This is a genomic window from Enterocloster alcoholdehydrogenati (assembly GCF_013282095.1).
GTDB classification, from domain to species: domain Bacteria; phylum Bacillota; class Clostridia; order Lachnospirales; family Lachnospiraceae; genus Enterocloster; species Enterocloster alcoholdehydrogenati.
The window spans coordinates 113,329-136,102 of the sequence record NZ_BLTJ01000010.1 but is presented as its reverse complement, the minus strand read 5'-3'; the positions used below and the strand labels follow the sequence as shown (position 1 = coordinate 136,102).

Genomic DNA, 22,774 nt, shown 5'->3' with positions numbered 1-22,774 from the left:
TTTACGCAGATACCGTCCTCGGACGAAGGAACACACGGCCTGGAGCCGCAGAAGCTGCAGCCTGCTGCGCTGAGGCTGCCCGGCGTGAATGTTTTATTCGCTGAAGGTTTGTTAAAGGAGAGATTGTATGCTGGATTACAGGTTGATAGCGGGCTGCGGGCTGGCGGCAGCAGCAGCTTTCCTGGCCCGGTCAGAGTATGAAAGAAAGGCCTTGTCGTTGGAAGAAGTTTCTGTGGAAACGGACAAGATCACCAGGGACTGGACTTTTGTATTCCTGTCGGATCTTCATGAGAATACATTTGGAAGGGACAATGAAAGGCTGCTGGCAGCCATTGATGCGGTGAAACCCGACGCCGTCTTAAGCGGGGGCGATCTGATCGTCACAAAGAAGGGAAGAGCAAAGACGGCGGTATCTGAGGCTCTTCTTGCCAGACTGGCAGCCAGGTATCCGGTATACTGCGGAAACGGCAACCATGAAAACCGTATGGTCTGGAACCGGAAGGAATATGGGGGGAATTATGAGCGGTATATAGGCCGGCTGAAGGAGATGGGTATCATCTGTCTGTCCGATCAGTCGGCAGTGTTAAAAAAAGAAGTGCGCATTTCAGCGGTGAATCTCGATCCCTGCTTTTATAAAAAGGCCAATTCGGGAAAACTTGCATCCATGGAGCCTGAGTATGTGGAAAAGAAGCTGGGGCCTGCGGCGGGAAAGGACTGCTTTCAGATCCTTCTGGCCCACTCCCCTTTATTTTTTGATGCATACAGAAAATGGGGAGCGGATCTGACATTGTCGGGCCATTTTCACGGGGGAACCATACGGATTCCAGGGCTGGGAGGCGTGATGACGCCCCAGTACCAGTTTTTCCTGCCGGTGTGTGCGGGAACCCATGAACGGGAGGGACGGTATATGGCAGTGAGCCGGGGCCTTGGGACTCATTCTATCAATATCCGGCTTAATAACAGGCCGCAGCTGCTGGCCATCCGGTTAAAGAGGAAGATAATGTAAATATGGAGACGATTACCTATAAACTGGAGCATTTTGAGGGGCCTTTAGACCTTCTGCTCCATCTGATTGAGAAAAATAAGATTGATATATACGACATTCCCATTGTGGAGATCACGGCTCAGTATCTGGAATATGTGAGGCAGATGGAGCGGGAGGATCTCAACGTGGTCAGTGACTTTCTGGTGATGGCTGCTACCCTTTTAGATATCAAGGCAAGAATGCTCCTTCCAAAGGAAGTGGACGAGGAAGGGGAGGAGATCGATCCCAGGGCAGAACTGGTACAGCGGCTTTTGGAATATAAGCGGTATAAGCTGCTGGCAGAGGAGCTGGCGGACCGGGAAGAGGGGGCGCTGACTCATTTTTACAAAGCATCCACCCTTCCGCCGGAGGTGGCAAGGTACCAGCCTCCGGTGGATCTGGATGAACTTCTGGACGGGCTTACTCTGGCAAAGCTGAAACGGATTTTTGAGCAGGTGATGAAGCGGCAGGAAAATAAGATGGACCCCATCCGAAGTAAGTTCGGCACCATCCGCAGGGAGCCGGTGAGCCTGGAGGAGAAGATCGGTTCGGTGTTAGCCTATGCAAGGCGGGCCAGACGTTTCAGTTTTCGCCAGCTGTTGGAGCGGCAGGCAGATAAGCTGGAACTGGTAGTAACTTTTCTGGCAGTTCTGGAGCTGATGAAGATTGGAAAACTCCATCTGACGCAGGAAGAAACCTTCGGCGACATGGATATCGAGGCGCTGGAGCCGGAAGGAATGGAAGAGGAACCGGACCTGGGAGGTCTGGATGGGTTTGAGGAATAAGATATGGAAAATAACGGAATATACGGAGAATGTAAGCCCGTAGAAAATGAAAAGGATCAGGAGGCAGTCATCGAAGCGGTGCTGTTTACCATGGGCGGTGCAGTGGAGCTGCGTCAGCTGGCAGCGGCTATCGGTCAGGACAGGGAAACGGCCCGCGGTGCGGCGGAACGGCTGATGAAACGGTATCAGACGGGAAAGAAGGGGATGGAGATCCTTAAACTGGAGGACAGCTACCAGATGTGTACCCGGTCTAAGTATTATGAAAATCTGATCCGCGTAGCGGCTGCGCCCAAAAAACAGGTGCTGTCAGACGTGGTTTTGGAGACGCTGTCCATTATTGCCTACCGTCAGCCGGTGACGAAGATGGAGATTGAGAAGATTCGAGGGGTGAAGTCTGACCATGCGGTGAACCGTCTGGTAGAGTACGATCTGGTCTACGAGGCCGGCCGTCTGGACGCACCGGGCCGTCCGTCCCTGTTTGCTACTACGGAGGAATTTCTGCGCCGGTTCGGCGTCGGCTCTCTGGGAGACCTGCCGGATGTGAACCCGGAGCAGGAGGCAGTGATCCGGGCCGAGGTGGAAGAGGAGCTGCAGCTTACCGTAGATGAAATACCGAAGGAAAATGAGTGAGCTTGTATAAAGAAAAAAACTTGTAAATCCTCTGCCTGTGTGATACATTACTGTGGTAAAGTAAAAGAGCGTATTTGCGGAAGTCCCAGGATCGTCCATAGGGAGGTTTCGGAAGTACATGATGCAGAGACGGAATGGAGGACAAGAAAATGCTTCAGTTTGTGAACACGGCTTTGAACACCTTTGACGATCTTGTATGGGGCGTCCCGCTGATCGTGCTGATCCTTGCGACAGGAATCTACCTGACGATCCGCCTGAAGGGGATGCAGATTTTAAGGCTTCCCGCCGCCCTGCGCTACATGGTGCAGAATGAGGAGGAGGGACACGGAGAGGTTACCAGCTTCGGGGCGCTGTGCACCGCCATGTCGGCAACCATCGGCACGGGCAATATCGTAGGTGTGGCTACTGCCATTGTGGCTGGAGGCCCTGGAGCGCTGTTCTGGATGTGGGTCGCGGCGTTTTTCGGAATGGCCACCAAATATGCGGAGGGAGTGCTTGCGATCTGCTATCGGACGGTAGATAAAGAGACCGGTCATGTGCTGGGAGGGCCGTTTTACTATATTGAAAACGGAATGGGGAAGAACTGGAGATGGATGGGAAAAATCTTCGCCTTCTTCGGCGCAGGCGTTGGCCTTCTGGGAATCGGTACATTTACCCAGGTAAATGGGATCACGTCAGCGGTAGGCGACTTTTTTGACAGTCAAAAAAGCTGGACTGTGGGGGTGTTTGGAAGAGAATATTCGGCGGCTGTACTGATCGCGGGACTGGTTCTGACAGTGTGTGTAGCGCTGGTGGTTCTTGGAGGGCTGGAGCGGATCGCTACGGTTTCACAAATCATTGTCCCCTTTATGGCAATTTTTTATGTAGCTGCCTGTGTTTTGATTTTGATTGTAAATGCACAAAAGGTACCGGGGGCCTTTAGACTGATCGTAGAAAGCGCGTTTGGGCTTCGGGCTGCAGCGGGGGGAACCCTGGGTGCGGTGCTGCTTGCCATGCAGAAGGGGATTGCCAGAGGTATTTTTTCAAATGAGGCTGGTCTGGGAAGCGCTCCTATCGCAGCGGCGGCGGCCCGTACCAAAGAGCCGGTGCGTCAGGGTCTGGTGTCCATGACAGGAACCTTTATTGATACCATTGTAATCTGTACTATGACCGGGCTTTCTATTGTGCTTACAGGGGCTTATGAAACGGGGCTGGAGGGGGTGGCAGTGACGACCTACGCCTTTAATCAGGGCCTTCCGATTCCTGCCTGGGCCAGTTCATTCCTGCTGATGGTATGTCTGATCTTTTTTGCGTTTACGACGATCATCGGCTGGAATTATTACGGTGAGCGGTGTCTGGAATATCTGTCAAACGGAAGCAAACGGGCGGTTGCAGCGTATCGGTTTTTATATATCCTGGCTATCTTTATCGGGCCGTTTATGACTGTGGAGGCGGTGTGGACGATTGCCGATATCTTTAATGCGCTGATGGCTATTCCTAATCTGATAGCGGTGCTGGCTTTAAGCGGCGTCATAGCGGCGCAGACAAAGGATTATTGGAAACGGATGGGCAAACAGGCCAAGTAAGCTCCGGTCAAGAAAGGACAGGTTAAGGCGCTGGCACCTTTCAGGACAAATTGGAATATAGTATCGTAACCTTTTTAAAACAGTATGGAAAAGGAGCGGTCTATGATTCAGAGTCTGATACTGGTGCTGGCCCTGTGCGCTGACACCTTTGGAGCAAGTCTCGCATACGGAGCAAACAGAATAAAGGTCAGTCCGGGAAAGGTGCTTCTCTTAAATGGGATATGCAGCGCCTGTCTGGGATTGGCTATGGCGGCAGGCTCTCTTGCAGCAGAATGGATTCCAGGCACCACAGCCAGGATCATCTGCGGCGGGAGCCTGTTTTTTCTCGGCCTGATCCGTATGACGGATTATACGGTGCGGAAATGGATCAGAGACCGCTGCCATGGCGGCTGCCGCTTTCATTTTTCGCGTTCAGGTCTTCATGTAATCGTTCAGATCTGGAGCGATCCCATGGCGGCGGATGCAGACGGCTCCCGGAGTCTGGAGTGGAAGGAAATCCTGCTTCTTGGCTTTGCCATGTCCATCGACAGTCTGACAGCAGGAGCTGCCGCCGCTCTGTCAGAGGGCCAAGTATGGATAACGGTATTTCTGGCGTTTGCGGTGGGAACGGTTATGATGGAGGGCGGACTCAGGATCGGAAGAAGCCTTTCCGGAAAGCGGCAGAGAGACCTGGGATGGGTTAGCGGACTGCTGCTTATGGGGGTGGGAGTGAGTAAGCTGTGAGAAGGATCTCCGGCCTGACCGGAAGGATAAGCGGCCTGTTTCGCCGAAGGACAGCCATCACTGTTAACCGCAGCGGCGGCTGTTCTTTCCTCCGTTAAATGTTAAACATAAGCTCTGCATGGGAAATACCGCGGATTTCCATCTGCCGTCTTGACGCCTCCCGTCATTCATGGTAAGATATCACCAGCTGCAAAACACAATACATAGTGTATGCGTTCTGTGAAATAAACACAATATATAGTATAAAAACCAAACATACCACACGAGGTGAAACCATGAATCTGACCAGAATTAAGGTAGTAAAAAAAGACGGGACGAAAGAAGATTTTAACGTTCAGAAGGTGATTTCCGCCATCAGTAAATCCGCGGAGCGTGCCATGATCACATTTTCCAGGGCAGAGCTGAATTTTATCTGTGACTTTGTGGAGGAGAAGGTACAGGAGCTGGACCAGGAGCTGATTCCGATCCCGCAGATGCACAATATTGTAGAGGGGGCTCTGGAGAAGGTAAATCCCCTGGTGGCAAAGAGCTATCGTGATTACCGAAATTACAAGCAGGACTTTGTGCGTATGCTGGACGAGGTGTATAAGAAGAGTCAGTCCATCATGTACATCGGAGACAAGGAGAACAGCAACACGGACAGCGCCCTGGTTTCAACCAAGCGCAGCCTGATCTTTAATGAACTGAACAAGTCCCTGTACCAGAAATTTTTCATGACCGTGGAAGAACTTCAGGCCTGTCGTGAAGGCTATATCTATATCCACGATATGTCTGCCAGACGTGACACCATGAACTGCTGTCTTTTTGACGTAAAGGAGGTGCTGACCGGAGGCTTCGAGATGGGAAATCTCTGGTATAATGAGCCAAAGACCCTGGATGTGGCCTTTGATGTGATCGGAGACATCGTTTTAAGCGCAGCCAGTCAGCAGTACGGCGGATTTACCGTCCCCAGCGTGGAGGAGATTCTGGCTCCGTATGCAGAGAAGTCCTATGAAAAATACATTGACAGATATCTGGATCTGGGGCTGACCAATGACAAGGCCAGGGAGGTTGCCTGGAAGGATGTGGAGCGTGACATGGAGCAGGGGTTCCAGGGCTGGGAGTACAAATTTAATTCTGTTTCCTCCAGCCGCGGAGATTATCCCTTTATCACCATGACTGCCGGCACAGGAACAAGCCGTTTTGCAAAAATGGCTACAATGACCATGCTGAATGTCCGCAAGGGCGGTCAGGGCAGAAAGGATCACAAAAAGCCGGTGCTTTTTCCCAAAATTGTATTTCTTTATGATGAGGCGCTTCACGGGCCGGGAGGCGAGCTGGAGGACGTATTTGAGGCCGGGATCGACTGCTCCAGCAAGACCATGTATCCTGACTGGCTCTCTCTTACGGGAAAAGGCTATATCGCCAGTATGTACAAGCGCTATGGGAAGATCATTTCCCCTATGGGCTGCCGCGCCTTTTTGTCTCCATGGTACGAGAGAGGCGGTATGTATCCGGCGGATGACGCGGATACGCCGGTATTCGTAGGCCGTTTTAATATTGGCGTTGTAAGCCTTCATCTTCCAATGATCCTGGCAAAAGCCAGACAAGAGAGCCGGGATTTTTATGAGGTGCTGGATTATTATCTGGAACTGATCCGCAGGATCCATATCCGCACCTATGCATACCTGGGTGAGCTAAAGGCGTCTACCAATCCGCTGGCTTACTGCGAAGGTGGATTTTACGGCGGTCATCTGGGCCTCCATGACAAGATCAAACCGCTGCTTAAGACGGCCACGGCTTCTTTTGGGATCACAGCGTTTAATGAACTGCAGCAGCTGTACAATAAGAAATCTCTGGTGGAGGACGGACAGTTTGCCCTGGAGGTACTTGAGCATATCAACCGTAAGATAGAGGAATTTAAGGAAGAGGACGGCAATCTCTATGCCATCTATGCCACGCCTGCGGAGAACCTCTGCGGCCTTCAGGTAAAGCAGTTCCGTGAGAAATACGGGATCATTGAAAATGTATCGGACAGGGAGTATGTAAGCAACGGTTTCCACTGTCATGTGACGGAGGACATTACGCCGATTGAGAAGCAGGATCTGGAATACCGTTTCTGGGAACTGAGCAATGGAGGAAAGATACAGTATGTGAAATATCCCATCAGCTACAACAAAGAAGCGATCCGCACTCTTGTGCGCCGCGCCATGAAAATGGGATTTTACGAGGGAGTAAACCTGTCTCTGGCTTACTGTGATGACTGCGGACACGAAGAACTGGAGATGGATGTGTGCCCGGTATGCGGCAGCCGGAACCTGACGAAGATCGATCGGATGAACGGTTATCTGAGCTATTCCAGAGTGAAGGGCGATACGAGGCTGAACGAAGCCAAGATGGCTGAGATCGCAGAACGGAAGAGTATGTAAGCAGCATTGAGTGCAAAAAGAACCTGCGGACGATTTCGATGATTGAAATGGTCCGCAGGTTCTTTTTGGATGATTCTTTTCCCGGAACATACCGGAGAGGTACAATCACACTAGCCGCCTGTATTTTATCAGTCATGGAGCATTGTTTCCTGATTTCTTTCTGTGTCCAGTGTTGGAAAGAATACAAAAAGACTTCCTCCTGCATCTGCTCCGGCCGGGAGGGAATCAGAGCCCGCTTTCCCCATCCTTTGCCAGAAGTCCCTCTATATAACCTTCCACCTTCTGCTTATCTCCGGGACTCAGCCGGTTAAACATCTCTAAAAAGCCCTTCTGCTGTTCGGTCACGGTAACGGTTAGTCCATCGGTACCGTAGAACTGGGAAATGGTGATGCCCAGGGCGCGGCAGATATGCCTTAAGGTAGGCACACTGGGGACTGATGTACGGCGGAAAAGATTTCCTATGCTGTTTGGGGAGACGTTCATTTCCTTTGCAAGGCGGTAGCGGCTCCATCCTCTGTCTCTGCAGAGTTCTTCAATACGGTCCAGCTCAAAACTCATGGTAGTCCATTCTCAGAAGGAATGCAGGCCGGATCGCATCTCCGGCGCAGGCCTCCTTCTTCCTCCTGTGGTTCGGTCATTTTTGTGATGTGTATTATTGTATCCCACTGCCATGAAAAACATCAGGCTGAAAAATAGTAGATATAGTGTGAATGAAATAGTGTACAGATGGGTACAGAACAATAAACCAGTGGAAAAATGATTTTAAAACCGCCGGTTCAGCGATTCTTTGGAGGCGGAGGCCGTCTTTTGTCCGGACTGGAGATCGTAATCAAGGATGCTGTTGGGATCTGTTTCAAAAAATTCACACAAGCCTTTTAACTCAATATCAGTTACCAGGCGTTTGCCAAGTTCGATCCTGAGGATGGTAAGCTTTGAAAAATTGTAGCCGTTGACCTGAAGCTTGGCAGCCAGTTCGTCCTGAGTCAGCTTCCTTGCCATCCGCAGCTGACGTACCCGGCAGCCGATGATATTTTTCTGTTCGCTGGTGGTTATCTTTCGCATAAAAACTCCTGATAGGGCGGCGTGCCCGCAGGCACACCTGTAAATGTGTAACGATTTCGTCATATGTCAAATTATACAGAAATATGTTTATATAAGCTGGTTTACAGCACATATTTCAGCACAAATCACCTCATGGCTGAATCGTTAGGTAAATATTGGTTGCCTTTTATGATTGTAATGAAGAAAATGACAATTTAGGTTCCAATAATGAAATTTAGGAAAATAATGCAGGAAAATAAAGTAGAAAAATACGTCTGTTTATGTTAGACTGATAAATAGCGCAGAAAGGATACAAAAAGAGGTAGAAACAGATGAAGAAGTTTATTGAGGAATTTAAGGCGTTTGCGCTGAAAGGCAATATGATCAACCTGGCAGTGGGCATGATTATCGGAAGCGCATTTACAAGTATTGTCAACTCACTGGTCAATGACATTTTTATGCCGATTCTGAGTATTTTTACGGGAAAGATCGATTTTTCCAACCTGTTTATCGCTCTGGATGGAAATAAATACCCCACTCTGGAAGCGGCAAAGGAAGTGACCTCTACCATTAACTATGGTTCTTTTATCACTCAGACCATCAATTTCCTTTTAATGGCACTGGTGGTATTTCTGGCGGTAAAGGCGATGGGGCGTCTGGAGAGGCTTGGCAGGCGGCCAGAGGAACCTAAAGCGTCTGCACAGAAGGCGTGCCCTTACTGCTGCACGATGATCCCGGCTGAGGCGGTTCGCTGTCCAAACTGTACCTCCCGGCTGGACAAAGAAGTGAACATAGAACAGGAGAGAAAGACAACAGATGCGTTATCATAACATAACAAAGGATGATATGCTCAACGGAGAAGGGCTGCGGACTGTGCTGTGGGTGGCAGGCTGCAGCCATAACTGTCCCGGCTGCCATAATCCCGTAACCTGGGATGTGCGGGGCGGGCTGCCGTTTGACGGGGCTGCGAAGGAGGAATTATTTGCGGAACTTGAGAAGGACTACATTTCAGGCGTAACCTTCAGCGGAGGGGATCCCCTTCATCCTGCAAACAGAGAGGGCATTGCTGCGTTGGCAAGAGAGATCAGAGACAGATATCCGGAAAAAACGATCTGGCTTTACACGGGCTATGACTGGGAACAGATCTGCGGCCTGCCCCTGCTTAAAAATATAGACGTAGTGGTGGATGGAGAGTTCATTCAGGCGCAGAAGGATAACCGCCTCCACTGGAAGGGCAGCGCAAACCAGCGGGTGATTGATGTACAGAGATCCCTTTTGACGGGGCAGGCAGTACTGTACGGATGAGACGCGGGGAACCAGATGCAGGAAAATGAATAAGATACAGGAGAAATGACAAAATATGATCAGTCGAATCGCAAGATTTTATAAAGTAAGCTTTGAACAGTTTAAGGGGGACTGGGTAGATACCTTTGAAGAGGGAGATGAGGATATTCAGGCCATTTATGACAGTATACGCCTTCCGGAGCGGGCTACGGCCGGTTCTGCCGGATATGATTTTTTTGCTCCCAGGGCATTTGTTATTAAGCCTGGTGAGACCATAAAAATTCCTACCGGTATCCGGGCGGAGATCGACGAGGGCTGGGTGCTGACCTTATTTCCAAGGAGCAGCTTGGGTTTTAAGTACCGTCTGCAGTTAAATAATACGGTCGGCATCATCGACAGCGATTATTTCTATTCTGACAATGAAGGGCATATGTTTATAAAGATAACCAATGATTCCAATGAGGACAAGACTCTGGAGCTACCCAGGGGAGCCGGCTTTGTCCAGGGGATTTTCCTGCCGTTTGGGATCACAGTGGATGATGAAACAAAGGGGCTTAGAAACGGCGGTTTCGGAAGCACTGATAAGGGAAGGAACTGACCATGGAAGGCAGCAGGAGAAGAGGCTCCTACAGCGGGAGCAGACGGCATCCGGGCACAGGACGCGGGGGCGGCAGACGGAGCGCTCAGAGCATCCGGCTAAGAAAAAGGCAGCGCCTTATGAGGAAAATTCTCGTATGGATCCTCTGTCTGGCGGTAATGGCCGGAATCGCATTTGGCGTCAGCCGTGTGGCAGGTTCCTTTCATATTTCAAGGAAAAAGCAGCTTCGGGCAGAGGGGATTGAAAAACTTCAGGCAGGAGATCCTTCTGGAGCGCTGACCTCCTTTGAAGAGGCGCTGGCAGCTGCGGGAGCCGATGATAAGAAGTTTAATATAGATGTCCTTTCTTATCGGGCAGAGGCAGAAATGCTCTTAGATGACTTTGAGGCGGCGGATCACAGCTGGGATCTGATCATGGAACAGGGAGGAAACGCCATTTCCGGGCGATATATGAAGAGCTTCTGCCAGAGCAGGCTTGGAAATAAGGATCAGGCGGTGGCTCTGTACCGTGAGGCGCTGGGAATGGAGACAGGAGGAAAGAAGTCCCCAGGTTATGAGGAAGCTCTGATTGAGGCAGGAGCTGCCTGTATGGAGGCAGCCGATTATGATGGGGCAAAGGCCCTGTATGAAGAGGCGTTAAAGGACGGTGGGGATAATAAAAGGTTTGAGAGCAGGGTCTACAGCCAGATGGGTTTATGCCAGATGGCTGAGGAGGACTATGAAGGAGCTGCTGATTCATTTGCTCAGGGATATGACAGACTGATTACCAGCTATAATGCGGGAACCGGAGCCAGCCTGGAGCAGGCGGCACAGGCCATTACCCAGGAAAATGCTGCGGACTGGCAGCTGCTTAAGGAACTGGCATTTCACCAGGCGGCTGTCTGCGAATACGAACAGGACTATGAGGGCGCAAAGAGCCGTTTTGAAACGTATCTTCAGGTCTTTGGAGATGATGAAGCGGTTCAGCACGAGATTGACTTTTTAAAGACCAGGATGCGGTAAGGAGAACTATGGCAGAACTGATTGATTTAAAGGAACTGGAGGAACGGGTGCTTCTGATCGCCGTCAATGCAGGAGAGGAGAAGGAGACGAAGGCATCCCTGGACGAGCTTGAAGAACTGGCGCAGACGGCAGGGGCCGTCCCTGTCGCACGGGTGATCCAGAACCGTGAGGCCGTACATCCGGGCACCTATCTGGGAAAGGGAAAGCTTTTGGAGGTGAGAGAGCTTCTGGCCCGGACGGGTGCTACGGGAGTGATCTGTGATGATGAGCTTTCACCGGCCCAGCTGCGCAATCTGGAAGATGTCCTGGAGACAAAGGTTATGGATCGGACTATGGTGATCCTGGATATCTTTGCCTCAAGAGCCCATACAAGAGAAGGAAAGATCCAGGTGGAACTGGCCCAGCTGCGCTACCGGGCGATTCGGCTGGTGGGAATGAGAAATTCACTTTCCCGACTGGGAGGAGGCATAGGAACCAGAGGGCCGGGAGAGAAAAAGCTGGAAACGGACCGCCGTCTGATCCACCAGAGGATAGGACAGCTGAAGCGGGAATTAGAGGATGTAAAGCGGCACCGGGAAGTCACAAGGCAGCATCGGGAGAAGAATTACGGCCTGACGGCAGCCATTGTGGGCTATACCAATGCAGGCAAGTCCACTCTGCTAAATAAGCTTACAGGGGCGGGAATTCTGGCGGAGAACCGGCTGTTTGCAACGCTGGATCCCACAACAAGGGCGTTTGATCTGGCAGACGGACAGCAGATCCTTATGACGGATACAGTAGGTTTTATCCGAAAGCTTCCTCATCATCTGATTGATGCCTTTAAGAGTACCCTGGAGGAGGCGCGCTACAGCGATGTGATCCTTCATGTGGTGGACTGCTCGAATCCACAGATGGATATGCAGATGTATGTGGTTAAGGAGACATTAAGAGAACTGGGGATTGTGGATAAGACTGTGGTAACAGTATTTAACAAGATTGACCGGCTGGATAAGGAAGAGGGAATGGGGATGCTCCCAAGAGATTTTGCCTCCGACTATCAGGTGCGTATCTCTGCAAAAACCGGGGAAGGCATAGAGGAACTTGAGCAGGTCCTGGGGAGCATTATCCGCAGCAGCCGGATCTATCTGGAAAAGGTATATCCCTACAGCCAGGCTGGCCGGATTCAGACGATACGGACCTATGGCCAGCTCCTTTCGGAGGAATATACCGAGCAGGGGATTGCCGTGACCGCTTATGTGCCGGCGGAGCTTTTTGAGGGGCTGTACCGGGATTAGATCAGGCCCGGAGGGTAAAAGCAGGAAATGTCTGGAAGGTTGAAAGGAGTTTTAAGGTATGATCCAGGTAGTAAAAAGGGATGGGGAGGCCGCGGAATTTTGTTTAAAGAAGATAACAGAGGCCATCAAGAAAGCGTTTAAGGCTACGGGGAAAGAGTACAACGACGAGATACTGGAGCTGCTTTCCCTGCGTGTGACGGCTGATTTCCAGCCTAAGATGCAGGGCGGGAGCATTTCCGTGGAGGAGATACAGGACAGCGTGGAGCACGTGCTGGAGCAGACCGGATATACGGAGGTGGCAAAGGCCTATATCCTTTACCGGAAGCAGCGTGAGAAGATCCGCAACATGAACAGCACCATATTGAACTATAAGGACGTTGTAAACAGCTATGTGAAGGCAGAGGACTGGAGGGTCAGGGAAAATTCTACGGTGACATATTCGGTGGGCGGATTGATTTTAAGCAATTCCGGGGCTGTGACAGCTAATTACTGGCTAAGTGAGATTTACGATCCTGAGACGGCGGCGGCTCACCGGAATGCGGACATCCATATCCATGACCTCTCCATGCTGACAGGCTACTGTGCGGGCTGGTCCTTAAAACAGCTTTTGATGGAGGGGCTGGGCGGGATTACGGGAAAGATCACATCAGGGCCAGCCAGACATTTATCAGTGCTGTGCAGCCAGATGGTGAATTTCCTCGGCATTATGCAGAACGAATGGGCAGGCGCCCAGGCCTTTTCTTCCTTTGATACATATCTTGCGCCCTTTGTAAAGACAGACCGGCTGACCTATCCGGAGGTGAAAAAGTGCATTGAAACCTTTATCTACGGGGTAAATACGCCAAGCCGCTGGGGGACGCAGGCACCATTTTCCAACGTTACCCTTGACTGGACGGTGCCGGACGACATGGCGCAGATGAATGCCATTGTAGGCGGCCGGGAGATGGACTTTAAATATAAGGACTGTAAGGCTGAGATGGATATGATCAACCGGGCCTTTATTGAAACCATGATCGAGGGGGATGCCAACGGTCGGGGATTTCAGTATCCCATTCCCACCTATTCGATTACAAAGGATTTTGACTGGTCCGATACAGAGAATAACCGCCTTTTGTTTGAGATGACTTCCAAGTATGGAACGCCTTATTTTTCTAATTATATCAACAGCGATATGGAACCCGGCGACGTCAGGAGTATGTGCTGCCGGCTGCGGCTGGATCTGCGGGAGCTGCGCCGCAAAACGGGCGGTTTCTTCGGCTCTGGCGAGAGCACCGGTTCTGTGGGCGTAGTCACCGTCAACCTTCCCAGGATCGCTTATCTGGCAAAGGACGAGACGGACTTTTACCGGCGTCTGGACCATATGATGGATATCAGCGCAAGATCCTTAAGGACCAAGAGGGAAGTGATCACAAAGCTTTTGGAGCGGGGGCTTTACCCCTATACAAAGAGGTATCTTGGCACATTTGAAAATCATTTTTCCACCATTGGGCTGATCGGTATGAACGAGGCGGGGCTGAACGCGTCATGGATCGGCAGGGATATGACACAGCCGGAATGTCAGCAGTTTACGAAGGAGGTGCTGGATCATATGAGAGAGCGCCTGTCTGATTATCAGGAGCAGTACGGCGATCTTTATAACCTGGAGGCCACGCCTGCGGAGTCCACAGCCTACCGGCTGGCCAAGCATGATAAGGAGCAGTATCCTGACATTATCACAGCGGGAAAGAAGGGAGAGACCCCTTATTATACCAACAGCTCCCATCTGCCGGTGGGATATACAGAGGACATTTTTGATGCTCTGGATATTCAGGACGAGTTACAGACCCGGTATACCTCGGGAACGGTATTTCACGCATTTTTAGGTGAGAAGCTGCCGGACTGGAAGGCTGCGGCCAGTCTGGTGCGCGCCATTGCTGAGAATTACCGCCTGCCTTATTATACGCTGTCGCCTACCTATTCCATCTGCAAAAGCCACGGGTATCTGGCAGGAGAGCATTTTACCTGCCCCATCTGCCGGGAGAAGGCGGAGGTCTACAGCCGAATCACGGGATATTACAGACCGGTGCAGAACTGGAATGAGGGCAAGCTTCAGGAATACAAAGACCGCGTGACTTATGACACCGGCCGGTTTGATCGCAGCAAAGACAGGGCACGGATCCTGCCTGAGGTGCAGGACATGGAAGGAAAACCGCCGGAAACGGCAGAGGGAGTGAGGAAGAAAACGCAGATGTATCTGTTTACTACCAGAACCTGCCCAAACTGCCGGATCGCCAGAGAATGCCTGAAGGATGTGGACTATCAGATCGTTGATGCGCAGGAGCATCCGGAGCTGGCCAGACAATTCGGGGTCATGCAGGCACCTACTCTGGTGCTGGTGAGGGACAAAGTGGTGCAGAAGTTTGCAAATGCCTCGAATATCCGCAAATTTGTCGAAGGAGTGAAGGCGTAAGTATAAAATGGAAATATCCCCTGCGCAGTCGGTTTAAAGCTTGCGGCGCAGGGGAATTTTTATGCCTGTTATTGCCGGGCTTTTTCCAGGGCGGTATCCACTGCCTTTAAAAGGGCCATGGAGGTATAGCGGGAGGAATCCGGGTATGTAAGATTTTCAGTAGACTGTGTGTTTACGATCTGCTCTGCCAGGCCCTCCATCGTGGGCTGCATCAGGGGATACATGGTAGCTACAGCCTCGCTTAGCGGAACCAGCGCCACGGCCCGGATCTGGTCTGCGTCTACGGTTACTTCCACATTGACCTGTTCGCTGCCCAGGGAAAGGGAGGCGCTGTAGATGCCGGGGACATAGGCGGTCTGCCTGGTTTCTTCTTTTTCAGAGCCATTGTCATTTCCATGGCGGAACATGATGAAGCAGAGGGCAATCAGGAGGATGGCCAGTCCGGCAAAGATCGCTGTGTAGATGATCTCTTTCATCCGCAGCACCACGATTTTGGTTTTGGAACTCATAGTGTCAGGACCTCTGAGGGAATTTGTTACAGCATATGAGACAGGAGGATAAAATATGTCATTGCAGTTTGTTATGGGAGGCGCTGGCTCCGGAAAAACCAGGTATCTTTACGAGACCGCTATCCAGCAGTCCCTAAAGCAGCCGGAACGCTCCTTTTTGTTTATTGTCCCGGAGCAGTATACCATGCAGACCCAGAAGGAGCTGGTGCATCTCCATCCCAGACACGGCCTTATGAACATGGACGTTCTGAGCTTTAAGCGTCTGGCCTACCGTGTTTTTGAGGATCTGGGGGTTCGGGTTCCGGCAGTGCTGGACGATATGGGAAAATCCATGGTGCTGCGCAAGGTGGCCGGGAGGCTTAAGAAGGAGCTGGGCCTGTACGGCGGGCATCTGGAGCAGCCGGGCTTTATCAGCCAGCTGAAATCCCAGATCTCTGAACTTAGCCAGTATGGCGTCGGGCCGGAGGAGCTGAATCGGGTGGAGGAGGAGACGGATCATCCTCTTCTGAAAGAGAAACTTAAGGATCTTCAGGTGATCTACCGGGGGTTTAAGGAGTATATTGAGGATCATTACATTACGTCAGAGGAGATCCTGGATATCCTGTGCAGGGAACTGCCTCGATGGGAAAAACTGGCAGACAGCGTCATCTATCTGGACGGTTATACGGGCTTTACGCCCGTACAGTACCGGCTGGCGGAATTATTTATGCTCCATGCCAGAGATGTGGTGTGCACGGTGACAGTGGATCTGCGGGAGAATCCCTATAAGGAATGCAGCATTCAGCATCTTTTTTATATGGGACGCCATACGGTGTGCCGGTTAAAGGAGCTGGCAGACCGCCGCCATGTGGAGGTGAAAAGGGAGGTGCGCTGTGACCGCCGTCCCGGCTGGCGGTTTAAGGACAGCGAAAGCCTGGACTTTCTGGAACGAAACCTCTACCGGTATACAGGGAAGGTATGGACCAACGAAACGTCGGATATACAAATTTGTCAGGGAAAGACAGCGGCAGAGGAGGCGGCCTATATCTGTACCTGCATAAGCCGCCTGGTACGGGAAAAAGGGTTGCGTTACCGGGATATGGCGGTGATTACCGGGGATCCGGCGTCCTATGGACGGGAACTGTCCCATCCTTTTGACGAGGCGGGAATCCCGTATTTTATGGATCAGAAGAAGAGCATTCTGGAAAATCCTCTGGTGGAGTTAATACGGGCGGCCTTAGAGACTGTGAAGGACTGTTCCTATGAGAGCGTGTTCCGGTATTTGAAAACGGGGCTGGTGTATGACCGGGGGGAAAGGGAGGCCCTTTCAGGGAAGAACGCTGCAGCCGACAAGGAAGAGCAATGGGTACGGGAAAAGATTCCTGTTTTAACGGATCGTCTGGAAAATTATGTAAGAGCTTTGGGCATCCGGGGATGGAAACAGTGGGAGCAGACCTGGGATAAGCCCTATCGGGGTGGAGAACGGATCAATCTGGAGGAATTGAACGCTTACCGTCAGTGGATTTTGGAGCCGCTAAAGGAGCTGCGGGAAGCGTTTCAGAAGGAAGAGGCCACTATTTCTTCTGTGACGGCGGCTCTGCGCCGTTTTCTGGAAAAAATGGAATTAAAGGAAAAGCTGGAGGAATACTCAGACTTTTTTGCCGGACGTCATCGTCCGGGGGATGAGAACCTGGCAAAGGAGTACGGTCAGGTCTATGAGCGGGTGGAGGAACTTTTTTTCCGCCTGGAAGGTCTTTTGGGAGATGAAAAGGCAGACAGGAAGAATTATATTCAGATTCTGGAAGCTGGTTTTGAGGAAATCCGGGTGGGCGTGATTCCGGCTACGGCGGATCAGGTCATCATCGGCGACCTTACGCGAAGCCGTCTGGAATCGGTGAAGGTGCTGTTTTTTGCGGGGCTGAACGAGGGGCTTGTACCCCAGAGAAAATCGGGAGGCAGCCTTTTGACGGACGGTGACCGCGAGGTGTTTCGCACCTTTCACATGGAGTTGGCTCCAACGGCAAGAGAGGATGGCTGTATCCAGAAATTTTACCTTTACCTTATGCTGTCAAAGCCTTCCCGCCAGCTGGTTCTTACCTGGGCCGCTGCTTCAAAAGACGGAAAGAGCGCACGGCCGTCCAGCCTGATCGGCGAGGTGAAAAAGCTGTTTCAGGGGCTTTCGCAAGAAAGCTGCTTTGCAGAGGGGCGTCCCATTCTCACCCCCTGGGACGGAAGGGAAATGCTGATTGGGGGGCTGAGAGAGGCGGCGGCCAGTTCCCACAGGGAACAGGCATTTTTAGAACTGTACCGTCGTTTTTACAGTGAAGAGGCGTACCAGAAACAGGTGAAGCAGCTGGTAGACGCAGCGTTTTTTACCTATGAGGACAGAGGCATCGGGAGGGCTGCGGCCAGGGCGCTCTACGGCCAGACCCTGCAGGGCAGCGTAACACGTCTGGAGCAGTTTGCCTCCTGCGCATACGCCCATTTCCTTAAATATGGCCTGGAACTGATGGAGCGACAGGAATATCGGCTGGAGGCAGTGGATATGGGAAATCTGTTCCATCAGTCCATCGATTTGTGTTTCCGGTTCATCCGGGATCAGAAACTGGACTGGAGCCGGATCACTGAGGCCCAGAGAAAAGCCCTGGTAAAGGAATGTGTGGCGCAGGTGACGGAGCAGTACGGCAACACAATCATGGCCAGCTCAGCCCGCAATGCCTATCTGGCTCAGAGGGTGGAGCGGATCACGGACCGGACGATCTGGGCGCTGGCAGAGCAGGTGAAAAAAGGCGATTTTGTACCTGCTGGTTTTGAAGTGTCATTTTCAGCTATCGATGATCTGCGGGCCATGCGGATCCGCCTGTCGGAGGATGAGGAGCTGCAGCTAAAGGGGCGGATCGACCGTCTGGATCTGTGCGAGGACGAGGAGCATATTTTTGTAAAGATCATTGATTATAAATCAGGAAATACCTCCTTTGATCTGGCGGCCCTTTACTACGGTCTGCAGCTTCAGCTGGTGGTCTATATGGATGCGGCCCTGGAGATGGAGGAGCGGAAAAATCCCGGAAAGCAGGCGGTGCCTGCGGGAATATTCTACTATAATATCAAGGATCCGGTGGCAGAAAAAGACGGTGAAATGACAAAAGAGGACATCGAGCATCAGATTCTGCGCCAGCTTCGCATGAACGGCCTGGTAAACAGTGAACTTGACGTTATCCGCCATCTGGACCGGGAGATCGAGAAGGAATCGGATGTGATCCCGGTGGCTATGAAGGACGGCTATGTTCAGGAAACCCGCTCCAGCGTAGCGGGAGCCAGACAGTTTGAGGAGCTTCGCGCCTTTGTGGGAAGGAAACTTAAAACCTCAGGACGGCAGATCCTGGAGGGAGAGACGGGGCTGCGGCCTTATAAGCAGGGGAACCGGACAGCCTGTGATTACTGTCCTTATCATGCAGTCTGCGGCTTTGATACCAAGACGGCAGGATACGGCTTCAGACGGCTGAAGTCCATGAAGGCAGAGGAAATCTGGCAGGAGATTGAGAAGGAGGGAGAAAATGGCAGTAAAATGGACCCAGAAACAGAAGCAGGTCATTGACAGCAGAAACCGCAGTCTCCTGGTTTCTGCGGCTGCTGGCAGCGGAAAGACGGCGGTGCTTGTAGAAAGGATCATCTGCATGATCAGCGAAGGGGAGCATCCCTTAAATATTGACCAGCTTCTGGTGATGACCTTTACCAGTGCAGCCGCCGCTGAGATGCGGGAGCGTATCGGTGCGGCGGTGGAGAAAAGGCTGCGGGAGGATCCCATGAATGAACATCTGTGGCTTCAGGCGGCCCTGATCCCTCAGGCCCAGATCATGACTATTGACAGCTTCTGCCTGAATCTGATCCGAAACCATTATAACAGGCTGGATATTGATCCGGCGTTTCGGATCGGTGACGAGGGGGAGCTGACCCTGCTTAAGGGCGATGTGATGGAGGAACTGCTGGAGGAATGCTACCAGGAGGGGAAGGAGGAGTTTCTTCAGTTTGCAGAGCAGTTCGGGGCGGGAAAATCAGACAGGGCCATGGAGGACGTGATTCTGCAGGCCTGGCAGTTTTCCCAGAGTCATCCCTGGCCCGGAGAGTGGATAGACGGATGCCGGCGGCAGTTAGAACGGGAGGCAGAGGGAAATCTGGATGAAAGCCCCTGGATGGAGTTTCTGTTAAGGGATGCGGCTCTTCAGATGGGAGAACTGGCAGAGCAGATCCGGGACGCCCTTGAGGTGTGTCGGGAGGAGAACGGCCCCAGGGTCTACGAGCCTATGCTGGAACAGGATATTGTGCGCCTTGAGGCGGTAAAAAAGGCGGCAGAGAGCGGCCGCTTTCAGGAAATGCATAAGGCGCTGGGCAAGCTTTCCTTTGACCGTCTGGCAGCGGCCAGAAGCAAGGAGATTGACCCGGAAAAAAAGGAGTATGTAAGCGGCTGCCGCACCCGTGTAAAGAAGGCTGCGGAGAAATGCAGGGACAGCTATGGGTTTCAGAACCCTGAGGAGGCCGTCCAGGCTATCGCAGGAACACAGACCGTGATCCGGGTGCTTCTGGATATGGCTGAACGCTTTGATCAGGCGTACCGGGAGGCAAAGCGGGAGAGAAATGTGCTGGATTTTAATGATCTGGAGCATCTGGCGCTGGAGGTATTGCTGGAAGAGGTTCATCAGGAGCACGGGGACATGGATGGGCAGCAGAAAAAGGGAGCATGGGAGATATCCAGACAGCCTTCTGCGGCAGCAGAGGAACTGCGCAGCCAGTACGAGGAGATTCTGGTGGATGAGTACCAGGACAGCAATCTGGTGCAGGAAACGCTGATCGGCAGCATTTCCAGAGAGCGGATCGGCCATCCAAACGTGTTTATGGTAGGAGACGTGAAGCAGAGCATCTACCGGTTCCGTCTGGCAAGACCGGAGCTTTTTATGGAAAAATATGCCTCCTATACAAGGGAGGAAAGTCCACGTCAGATGATCGAGCTTCAGCAGAACTTCCGCAGCAGGGATACGGTTCTTCACTTTATCAATGACATTTTCTATCAGATCATGACAGAGAATCTGGGCGGGATCCGATACACGGAGGAAACAGCTCTTTATCCGGGAGCCTCCTTTGCGCCGGCAGAGGGAATGGCAGGGATCCCGTCGCGTCTGTTGTTTGCCGATACGGGGGCTGCGGCCCTGAAACAGCTGGATGAGGACGCCATGGACTATACGGCCAGAGAACTTGAGGCCAAGATGATCGCAGGGGAGATCCGGCGTCTGACGGATGAGAAAGGGGGACTTCTTGTATGGGATAAGGAGATGGAAAGCTACCGCCGGGCCAGGCTGGGGGATATGGTGATCCTTCTGCGGAGCATGACCGGCTGGTCTGAGGTAATGGTCAGCGTGCTGATGAACGAGGGAATCCCGGCCAGAGCACAGACCCGGACGGGATATTTTTCCACCACGGAGGTAGAGACGGTGTTAAGTCTGCTGTCCGTTATTGACAACCCCATGCAGGACATTCCTCTGGCTGCGGTGCTCCGCTCGCCGATTGTGGGCATGAGCGATGATGAGATGGCCTGGATGATGGCGGCTTATAAGAAGAACGCTAAAAAAGGGCAGGATCGCGGCGTGTATGGAGCGTGGAAGCTGTGGGAGGAGGAAGCCCAGGGGGGAAAGGTCAGCGGGCAGGCTGTGGACGGCCAGGAGACAGAAAAACAGCTCCTGGTTGGAGCAGCAGAGATTCCCGAAGCCCAGGCGCGGTCTATATGGGAAAAATTGGAATATTTTCAGGCCATGTTGGCGGATTTCCGCACAGAAGCCCGCTATCTCCCTATCCACGAACTTTTGTACTATGTATACAGACGCACCGGCTATTATGATTATGTATCCGCTATGCCGGCCGGGGAAACACGCCGGGGCAATCTGGATATGCTGGTAGAAAAGGCGGCGGCCTATGAGAACACCAGCTACAAGGGCCTGTTTCATTTTGTAAGATATATTGAACGGTTAAAGAAATACGATACCGACTTTGGGGAGGCCGCAGCCGCTGGAGAGGAAAACAGTGTGGTGCGGATAATGAGTATTCATAAGAGTAAGGGACTGGAATTTCCGGTGGTATTTCTGGCGGGCATGGGGAAAAAATTCAACCGCCAGGACGCCTGCGGATCACTCCTTCTTGACGCAGACCTGGGAGCCGCTTCGGATTGCCTGGATCTGGAGCTTCGGGTCAAAACTCCGACCTTAAAAAAACAGGCCTTAAAGCGGCGGATGGAATTAGAAACCATGGGTGAGGAACTGCGGGTTCTCTATGTAGCCATGACCCGTGCCAAGGAGGCTCTGATTATGACCGGCACCGACCGCTCTCTGGAAAGCAAACTGGAGAAATGGAAAGAAGTGCCCTTAAACAGGGGACAGATCCCATTTACTATCCTGTCCGGGGCTGGCTCCTATCTGGACTGGGTGCTGATGGCGGCCCCGGCTGTGCCCAGGGATCATTTTGAAATGATACAGCTGAGGATCGAGGAATTGGTGGGCCGGGAGGTGACCCGTCAGATAGGCCGCAAAATGGCCAGGGAAGATCTTCTGGAATTGAAGCTGGACCAGACTTATGACGCCGGTATGAAGGAAAACCTGGAACGGGCATTTTCCTACCAATATCCCTATCAGGCAGATACAAGACTGTACACGATGATGTCTGTTTCAGAACTGAAAAAGCAGAGTCAGATCGGCCGTGACGAAGCCGCCATGGGGACAGAACGGGGAGAAGATGGATGGATCAGGGAACTGGAACCGGAGGGCGATGAGGCGAAAGAAAATACAGGGGAAGCGGAGGAAAAGAAACCGGAACCGGTGTTTCGTCCCGGAGGAGCCAGCAGGGGAACGGCCTACCACCGCGCTCTGGAATGTCTGCCGTTTCACAAGATCCACAGCCTTTCCGATACAAAAAAGGCATTGCTTTCACTGCATGAACAGGGCTATTTGGATCAGGAGTCCTATGAATGGGTAGATCCTAAAGATATATGGAGATTTCTGGAAAGTCCGCTGGGGGAACGGATGGCCCTGGCTCAGGCCGAAGGCCGGCTTTTTAAGGAACAGCAGTTTATGATCGGTGTTCCGGCAGCCAAGATGGGATATGAGGGGTCTAAAGAGCTGGTACTGGTTCAGGGCGTGATTGATGCCTACATGGAGGAGGCAGAGGGCCTTATACTGATCGATTATAAAACGGACCGCATTTTGCGAAAGGACAGAGAAAAGGGGGCAGAGCTGTTAAAAGAGCGCTATCAGGTTCAGATCGACAGCTATGAGCGCGCCCTGTGTCAGATCACAGGAAAAAAGGCAGCAGGCCGTTTTATCTATTCCTTTGCTCTGCAAAAGGAGATTGCCGTTTAAGCATATGGACGTTGGGATGGGCGGGAAGCAGAGCTTATAGAAGGTATAAAGAAAGCCCGGATGTGTGTTCACAGACCTGTCAGCAGACAGGAGATGAATGAGATCCG

At 52.0% G+C, this 22,774-nt stretch carries 17 protein-coding genes; 14 read left to right on the top strand and 3 right to left on the bottom strand.

Annotated features, from left to right (window positions below):
- The first annotated feature begins 127 nt into the window (after positions 1 to 127).
- From HW447_RS12595 to nrdD, 6 genes are all read left to right on the top strand, one after another.
- Entirely contained in the window at positions 128 to 1,006 is an 879-nt protein-coding gene (locus HW447_RS12595) for a metallophosphoesterase (protein WP_176255614.1), read from the top strand.
- Between the two features lie 2 nt (positions 1,007 to 1,008).
- Positions 1,009 to 1,809 carry a segregation and condensation protein A gene (locus HW447_RS12590; RefSeq protein WP_176255613.1) on the top strand — a complete coding sequence of 267 codons (801 nt, stop codon included), beginning with the start codon at positions 1,009 to 1,011 and terminating at the stop codon, positions 1,807 to 1,809.
- 3 nt (positions 1,810 to 1,812) lie between these two features.
- Positions 1,813 to 2,439: an SMC-Scp complex subunit ScpB gene (gene scpB / locus HW447_RS12585; protein WP_176255612.1), complete on the top strand. Its 627-nt coding sequence runs from the start codon at positions 1,813 to 1,815 to the stop codon at positions 2,437 to 2,439.
- A gap of 149 nt (positions 2,440 to 2,588) precedes the next feature.
- Positions 2,589 to 4,004: an alanine/glycine:cation symporter family protein gene (locus HW447_RS12580; RefSeq protein ID WP_176255611.1), complete on the top strand. Its 1,416-nt coding sequence runs from the start codon at positions 2,589 to 2,591 to the stop codon at positions 4,002 to 4,004.
- 102 nt (positions 4,005 to 4,106) lie between these two features.
- A complete protein-coding gene (locus tag HW447_RS12575) occupies positions 4,107 to 4,727 on the top strand; it encodes a manganese efflux pump (protein ID WP_176255610.1) in 621 nt (206 codons plus the stop codon).
- Positions 4,728 to 5,002: 275 nt separating this feature from the next.
- A complete protein-coding gene (gene nrdD / locus HW447_RS12570; protein ID WP_176255609.1) occupies positions 5,003 to 7,135 on the top strand; it encodes an anaerobic ribonucleoside-triphosphate reductase in 2,133 nt (710 codons plus the stop codon).
- Positions 7,136 to 7,360: 225 nt separating this feature from the next.
- Here nrdD and HW447_RS12565 read toward each other — a convergent pair whose 3' ends face one another.
- Together HW447_RS12565 and HW447_RS12560 are read right to left on the bottom strand one after the other, a co-directional pair.
- On the bottom strand, positions 7,361 to 7,693 hold the full coding sequence (locus tag HW447_RS12565) for a helix-turn-helix domain-containing protein (RefSeq protein WP_176255608.1): 333 nt from the start codon (positions 7,691 to 7,693) through the stop codon (positions 7,361 to 7,363).
- A 204-nt stretch (positions 7,694 to 7,897) separates the two neighbouring features.
- Positions 7,898 to 8,197 carry a helix-turn-helix transcriptional regulator gene (locus tag HW447_RS12560; RefSeq protein ID WP_176255607.1) on the bottom strand — a complete coding sequence of 100 codons (300 nt, stop codon included), beginning with the start codon at positions 8,195 to 8,197 and terminating at the stop codon, positions 7,898 to 7,900.
- A 311-nt stretch (positions 8,198 to 8,508) separates the two neighbouring features.
- Here HW447_RS12560 and mscL point away from each other — a divergent pair, with 311 nt between their 5' ends.
- The 6 genes from mscL (at position 8,509) to HW447_RS12530 (ending at position 14,782) form a co-directional block, all read left to right on the top strand.
- The gene (gene mscL / locus HW447_RS12555; RefSeq protein ID WP_176255606.1) at positions 8,509 to 9,006 is read left to right on the top strand and encodes a large conductance mechanosensitive channel protein MscL; all 498 of its coding nucleotides are present in this window, start codon (positions 8,509 to 8,511) and stop codon (positions 9,004 to 9,006) included.
- Positions 8,993 to 9,481, top strand: coding sequence for an anaerobic ribonucleoside-triphosphate reductase activating protein (gene nrdG, locus HW447_RS12550; protein ID WP_176255605.1), 489 nt, complete (start codon positions 8,993 to 8,995; stop codon positions 9,479 to 9,481). The genes mscL and nrdG overlap by 14 nt, the downstream gene beginning before the upstream one ends.
- Before the next feature lie 58 nt (positions 9,482 to 9,539).
- On the top strand, positions 9,540 to 10,058 hold the full coding sequence (locus HW447_RS12545) for a dCTP deaminase/dUTPase family protein (RefSeq protein ID WP_176255641.1): 519 nt from the start codon (positions 9,540 to 9,542) through the stop codon (positions 10,056 to 10,058).
- A 119-nt stretch (positions 10,059 to 10,177) separates the two neighbouring features.
- Positions 10,178 to 11,059, top strand: a complete 882-nt coding sequence (locus tag HW447_RS12540) for a tetratricopeptide repeat protein (protein WP_176255604.1) — start codon at positions 10,178 to 10,180, stop codon at positions 11,057 to 11,059.
- Between the two features lie 8 nt (positions 11,060 to 11,067).
- Positions 11,068 to 12,333 (top strand): GTPase HflX, encoded by a 1,266-nt coding sequence (hflX, locus tag HW447_RS12535; RefSeq protein ID WP_176255603.1) that lies wholly within the window; start codon positions 11,068 to 11,070, stop codon positions 12,331 to 12,333.
- Positions 12,334 to 12,391: 58 nt separating this feature from the next.
- Positions 12,392 to 14,782, top strand: coding sequence for a ribonucleoside triphosphate reductase (locus tag HW447_RS12530; protein ID WP_176255602.1), 2,391 nt, complete (start codon positions 12,392 to 12,394; stop codon positions 14,780 to 14,782).
- A 68-nt stretch (positions 14,783 to 14,850) separates the two neighbouring features.
- On the opposite strand, the gene HW447_RS12525 is transcribed toward HW447_RS12530, so the two are convergent.
- A complete protein-coding gene (locus tag HW447_RS12525) occupies positions 14,851 to 15,291 on the bottom strand; it encodes an FMN-binding protein (protein WP_176255601.1) in 441 nt (146 codons plus the stop codon).
- A gap of 55 nt (positions 15,292 to 15,346) precedes the next feature.
- Between HW447_RS12525 and addB the strand changes: the two genes are divergently transcribed.
- Together addB and addA are read left to right on the top strand one after the other, a co-directional pair.
- Positions 15,347 to 18,865, top strand: a complete 3,519-nt coding sequence (gene addB / locus HW447_RS12520) for a helicase-exonuclease AddAB subunit AddB (protein ID WP_176255600.1) — start codon at positions 15,347 to 15,349, stop codon at positions 18,863 to 18,865.
- Positions 18,825 to 22,667 (top strand): helicase-exonuclease AddAB subunit AddA, encoded by a 3,843-nt coding sequence (gene addA, locus HW447_RS12515; protein WP_176255599.1) that lies wholly within the window; start codon positions 18,825 to 18,827, stop codon positions 22,665 to 22,667. The genes addB and addA overlap by 41 nt, the downstream gene beginning before the upstream one ends.
- The last annotated feature ends 107 nt before the right edge of the window (positions 22,668 to 22,774 follow it).